Source organism: Mycobacterium sp. P7213, assembly GCF_900604305.1.
In the GTDB taxonomy this organism is placed as follows: domain Bacteria; phylum Actinomycetota; class Actinomycetes; order Mycobacteriales; family Mycobacteriaceae; genus Mycobacterium.
The window spans coordinates 1-4,871 of the sequence record NZ_UWOA01000094.1; the positions used below are offsets into that span (position 1 = coordinate 1).

6 protein-coding genes and 1 pseudogene are annotated in these 4,871 nt (G+C 68.5%); 6 read left to right on the top strand and 1 reads right to left on the bottom strand.

The features are described 5' to 3' along the window. A pseudogene (locus EJK91_RS22035) lies at positions 1-407 on the top strand (GTP-binding protein); the annotation flags it as partial. Here EJK91_RS22035 and EJK91_RS21180 read toward each other — a convergent pair. Beyond that, positions 404-955, bottom strand: coding sequence for a hypothetical protein (locus EJK91_RS21180; RefSeq protein WP_125079881.1), 552 nt, complete (start codon positions 953-955; stop codon positions 404-406). The pseudogene EJK91_RS22035 and the gene EJK91_RS21180 overlap by 4 nt on opposite strands. Before the next feature lie 341 nt (positions 956-1,296). On the opposite strand from EJK91_RS21180, the gene EJK91_RS22825 reads away from it, so the two are divergent. The 5 genes from EJK91_RS22825 (at position 1,297) to EJK91_RS21205 (ending at position 4,819) form a co-directional block, all read left to right on the top strand. Further along, positions 1,297-1,506 (top strand): hypothetical protein, encoded by a 210-nt coding sequence (locus tag EJK91_RS22825; protein WP_241178774.1) that lies wholly within the window; start codon positions 1,297-1,299, stop codon positions 1,504-1,506. Then, positions 1,503-2,279, top strand: a complete 777-nt coding sequence (locus EJK91_RS21190; RefSeq protein WP_125079883.1) for a hypothetical protein — start codon at positions 1,503-1,505, stop codon at positions 2,277-2,279. Before EJK91_RS22825 ends, EJK91_RS21190 begins: the two co-directional genes overlap by 4 nt. Before the next feature lie 115 nt (positions 2,280-2,394). Next, positions 2,395-2,694: a PE family protein gene (locus EJK91_RS21195; protein ID WP_125079884.1), complete on the top strand. Its 300-nt coding sequence runs from the start codon at positions 2,395-2,397 to the stop codon at positions 2,692-2,694. A gap of 10 nt (positions 2,695-2,704) precedes the next feature. Continuing rightward, positions 2,705-4,303 (top strand): PPE family protein, encoded by a 1,599-nt coding sequence (locus EJK91_RS21200; protein WP_241178775.1) that lies wholly within the window; start codon positions 2,705-2,707, stop codon positions 4,301-4,303. Positions 4,304-4,525: 222 nt separating this feature from the next. Then, positions 4,526-4,819: a type VII secretion protein EsxS gene (locus tag EJK91_RS21205; RefSeq protein WP_125079885.1), complete on the top strand. Its 294-nt coding sequence runs from the start codon at positions 4,526-4,528 to the stop codon at positions 4,817-4,819. Positions 4,820-4,871 lie beyond the last annotated feature (52 nt).

Genomic DNA, 4,871 nt, shown 5'->3' on the forward strand with positions numbered 1-4,871 from the left:
GGCGTCGGTGGGGCGTCGGTGGCAGCGGTGCAGGCAATGGCGCGACCCGTGGCACGGACGGCCAGGGAGGCTACAGCCCAGCTAGCGGCGGCAACGGAGGCCGAGGAGGCGACGGCTTTAGCGCGACGACGTCAGGCTCTTCCGGCGGCAACGGAGGCCGAGGAGGCGACGGCGGAAACATCGGCAACGGCGGCTACGCCGGGGTCAGAGGTCCCGGCAGCCCCGGCGGCCAGGGTGGCGTTGGCGGCCAGGGCGGCGCGGGCAGCATCAGCGGGAGCAACGGCGAAACCGGCACCACCGGCAACACCCCCGGCAGTAATGGCGGCGGCACTGGCGGATGCGTTCCCAACCCCGGTGGCGGCGGTCCGGGCGGTCCGGGCAGCGGCACCGGTTGTAACTCCGGCTAGACGCCGCGGGACGTCTGCGGGACTGCCCAGTCGATCGCGGCGGCGATAGCCCAGCCGAGGATTCCGGCCACCAGGCCGAACCCGAGGTGGAACAGCGCCTTGTCGCCGATGCCCATCATGGCCGCGTGATGGCCGCCGATAAGGCCGGTCGTAATCGGAACGGCAAGCGCGACAAGGTGTATGGGAGCGGCGGCCAGCGCCACCAGCCACCGGCGGCCACGCACGGCCGGGTTGGTGGTCAGTAGGCACAGCAACGCCGCGGCGCCCAGGTACCGAACCCCGGCCCCCGGGCCCGGGCCAGACTGCAGCAGCACCGTGGCTGCCGTGGACGCTGCGCCCACCGCGAGCACCGTCGACGGCCTTCGTGCAGTCAGGGCCACGGCCACCAGCAGGGTCAGCCACACCAGGCCGCGATGCCCGGGCAATCCCAGCGGCATCCGCATCTCGGAGGACAGCGTGATCACCGCGGCGGCGGCAACCGGGAAGACGACGTCGCGGGCCAAGACCAGGCCGGTCGGTCTCCGCGCGGCCCATGGCATCACGGTCATCGCCTCAACGTAGGCCCGACGGCCGGACCGCACAACCTCATCTGAGGGTGTGAGCGATGATGCGGAGCTTGAATACGTATCCAAGCGTGCTTACGGTCATGCACATGCGGTCATCTACTGGGTGCCTGTTCGGACTGGGTTTGGCGGCGCTTGTCATTGGCGCCGGAGTGGCAGGTTGCGGTTCGGAGACCGCTACAGACTCGGCGACGGGGTATCACCTTGTCGTGCGGCAGGACGGCCGAACACTGGATGAGTTCGATCTGGCACGACTGGGTGGCCTGCCGCAGACCGAGATAAGCACGCCGCAGTCTCACGGAAGCCCCGTTCAGCGAGGCCCTGCGGTGCGCGCGGTTCTGAACGCTGCCGGAGCCACTGCGGTCCACAGCGTTCGGTTCGAAGGACGCGACCCGGCGCAGACGCTGACCGCCGCAGAACTCACCGACCAGGTCGTGTTGAGTTTCACCAAACGCGACACGGTCAAGCTGGCGGGGGTGGACCTCGATCGCGACCGGTGGGTTCGTGATGTCAGTGCGGTGGTCGTCAACCCGTGACGGTTTTTGCCGGCGTCGACCTGCTGATCGGCATCGATGACACCGATGACCAGTTCAGTCCCGGTACCGGGCGACGTGCCCGAGCGCTGTTGCGGGACATGGCCGCTGCCGGACTGGGCAGCGAGGCCGGTGCCACCCGACACCAACTCCTGGTCGACGATCGGGTCCCCTACACCTCGCATAACTCCAGCGCCTGCCTGGCCTGGCGCAGCCCCGGCGCCGACCCGCACGCCGTGCGCGATGAGATCATCGGCTTTGTCGCGGGCTTCCTGGAAAGGGTATGCCCGCCGGCCGCGGACCCCGGTCTGGCGGTGGCGATTCCGGCGGATTTGGCCGACATCCGCCCGCTGGTGGAGTTCGGCCAACGGGCCAAGCGCGAAGTGCTGCGGCGCGCGCAGGCCCTTCGCCTCGGCGATGAACTCGGCGTGCACGTGTCCGGGCACGGCGGCACCCACGACGGGGTCTTGGGTGCGTTGGCGGCGGTCGGCCTACAACTGTCCGGCAACGACGGCCTGTTCATCACGTTGCCCGGACTCGGGAACCTGCCTATGGAGGCGACTGTCGACGAGCTTCTGGCCAGCGTGCCTATCGACGACGCCCGTGACGGCAGTGGAAACCGGCCGGCCTCGGGAGAACTGATCGAGTTGGGGGACTGGGTGCGACCCGTGCTGCTGGAGGGGCGTGCCGTGCTGCTTCTGGACCCACCCCTGCAGTGCTCCGACGGCCGCCGGCGTTGGCGGACCGCACCGCGATCGGTGGTCAAAAAGCACTGAGCTGTATCCGCAGTTACGGGACCATCGAGGGCCTTACTAGGCATATCGTGACTACATCAACTTCATTGATCCGCAGGTAGGGTTGGCGGCGTATTGGCCGGAAGGGGGTTCCGCCATGGTCTTGCAGGTTGTGCCCGAAGGCTTGGCTGCGACAAGCGCGGCGGTCGAGGCGATCGCCGCGACGCTGGCGGCGGCACACGCGGCCGCGGCTCCGTTGATCAGCGTGGTGGTGCCGCCGGCGATCGACCCGGTGTCGCTACAGGCCGCGGCGGAACTCAGCGTGCAGGGCAGCCAGCACGAGGCGGTCGCAGCGCGCGGTACCGAAGTGTTGGGCCGGGCCGGTGTGGGGGTCGCTCAAGCCGGGGTCAACTACCAGGTCGCAGACACCATGGCGGCGTCGGTGTTTGGGCAATAGCGGTGCGGTGATGTCGGCCCCCGCCACCTGGATGGCGGCCCCGCCCGAGGTGCATTCGTCAATGCTGAGCACCGGGCCGGGGCCGGGGCCGCTGCTCGCCGCGTCGGAGGCCTGGGCGAAATTGAGCAGTGAATACCTCAGTGCTGCAAGCAATCTCACCGCGGTTCTCGGCGATTCCCAACAGGTCTGGGCCGGTCCGACCGCCGAGGCGTATACGGCAGCGCATCTGCCCTACCTGGCCTGGTTGCAGCTCGCCGGAACGCTCAGCGCCCGGACCGCCGCCCAGCATCAGGTGGTCGCGTCGGCGTACAGCAGCGCCCTGGCGGCCATGCCAACTCTCGGCGAGTTGGCCGCCAACCACGCCACCCACGCGGTGCTGGTGGCGACCAATTTCTTCGGGATCAACACCGTGCCGATCGCGGTCAACGAGGCCGATTACGCCCGGATGTGGACTCAGGCGGCCACCGTCATGAGTGCCTACCAGGCCACCACCGACACTGCGCGCAGCTTGGGTCATACCAGCGGCAGCACACAAGCCGGTGTCGCCGCGGCCGGAGACGGAACCGGCGGCGGCGGTGGTGGCGGGGTAGGCAACGGCGGTAACAGCGCTGGAGGCGGCGGATCCTTCGACCTGCCAACGCCGGCCGAGATCTGGCAGATGCTCTTCGGCTCCGACGGTCAGCAGGTCCCCGGACAAGGTCAGCCCAACTGGAGCCCGGCCCAATTCCTGCAGAACCTTTCCAATTTCGTCAACGGCAACGAGAAGGCGCTGGCCTGGCTGCAGCAGAACTTTCAAGGCGTGTTGACTCCCGCCCAGTGGTGGCAGCTGACGAGCTACTTCGTCGCTTGGCAGACCTACCGTGCCGTCAACTGGACACTGCGCAGCCTGCGATTCCTGCTGCAACTGTCACCGCTGCTCGCGGGCGTCGGGCTGAATCTGGCGATCGGAAGCTTGGGGGCGGTGGTGCCGCCGGCCGGCCTGGCCGGGTTGGCAGGGCTGGCCGGTATCCCCGCGCCGGCGGTACCGGCGCCGGTTGCGCCGGCACCCGCTGTGGTGGCGCCGGTCATCCCCGGCGGGGCACCGGCCCCAGCGCCGAACCCCGCCACGGTGCCGGCTTCGGCAGCGCCTCCTGCCCCGGCCGCGACGTTGCCCGCGCCCGCTGCCCCAGCAGGCACCGGACCACCACCACCGCCGGCGCCGCCATTGATCGGCGCCGAGGGCACATTCCACAGCTACCTGGTCGGCTGGCTTCCCTCATCTCAGAGCGCCGCCAGCAGTGCGGCCGTGAAATCGGCCCGGCCCGCCGCTGGTGTTGCGGCCGTTGCGGCCGTTGCCGACCCGGTGGCCGGCACGGCGCGGCACGGCAGCCGGCGGCGCGGCAGGTTGATCGACCCCGGCTATCGCTACGAATACCTTGAGGAAGATGATCCGGATCTCCCTCAAGCCCGGTCCAGTGCAGCGGGCTTCACCGGAACGTTCGGGAAGATCGGGTTGGCTCGGGCTGGCGGTCTTGCAGACCTGACCGGAGATGAGTACGGCGGAGGCCCCACGCTCCCGATGCTGCCCACCTCCTGGGAACCCCAGGTCGCGCCCCCGTCGGCCGAGTAGAAGTCAATCCGCGTTCGCGGCTGTTGACCCAATTAAAGGTTCGTATAACGAGGTAAATGCCGTAATATTGCCCCTCAGTTATTGACCGGACCGACTCCGCCGGCGTTCGGGCCCGGCAGTGCGGTAGCCGCTCTCAACGACGCGAGCAACGGGCGGTCGTGGCCGCCATGGAACCCGGACGGCGTTGGCCGCGACTAATCGATAGTTGAGAGGAGTGCGGGGATGAGTTTGTTGGATGCGCATATTCCGCAGTTGGTGGCGTCGGAGTCGGCGTTTGGTGCCAAGGCGGCGTTGATGCGGTCGACGATGGCGCAGGCGGAGCAGACGGCTATGTCGGCGCAGGCGTTTCATGTGGGTGAGGCGGCTGCGGCGTTTCAGGGGTCGCATGCCCGGTTTGTGGCGATGGCGGCGCGGGTGAATGCGTTGCTGGATATGGCGCAGGTGAATCTGGCGGATGCCGGTTCGACGTATGTGGCGGCTGACGCTGCTGCGGCTTCTGGTTACACCGGGGTTTAGCGGGCGGACCAGGGAAAAGGAGCAGACTGATGTCACAGATTATGTACAACTA

Excerpts from the sequence above, each read along its gene's own strand:
- EJK91_RS21180 (WP_125079881.1), bottom strand. The coding sequence starts at position 955 with ATGACCGTGATGCCATGGGCCGCGCGGAGACCGACCGGCCTGGTCTTG.
- EJK91_RS21195 (WP_125079884.1), top strand. The coding sequence starts at position 2,395 with ATGGTCTTGCAGGTTGTGCCCGAAGGCTTGGCTGCGACAAGCGCGGCG.
- EJK91_RS21200 (WP_241178775.1), top strand. The coding sequence starts at position 2,705 with ATGTCGGCCCCCGCCACCTGGATGGCGGCCCCGCCCGAGGTGCATTCG.
- EJK91_RS21205 (WP_125079885.1), top strand. The coding sequence starts at position 4,526 with ATGAGTTTGTTGGATGCGCATATTCCGCAGTTGGTGGCGTCGGAGTCG.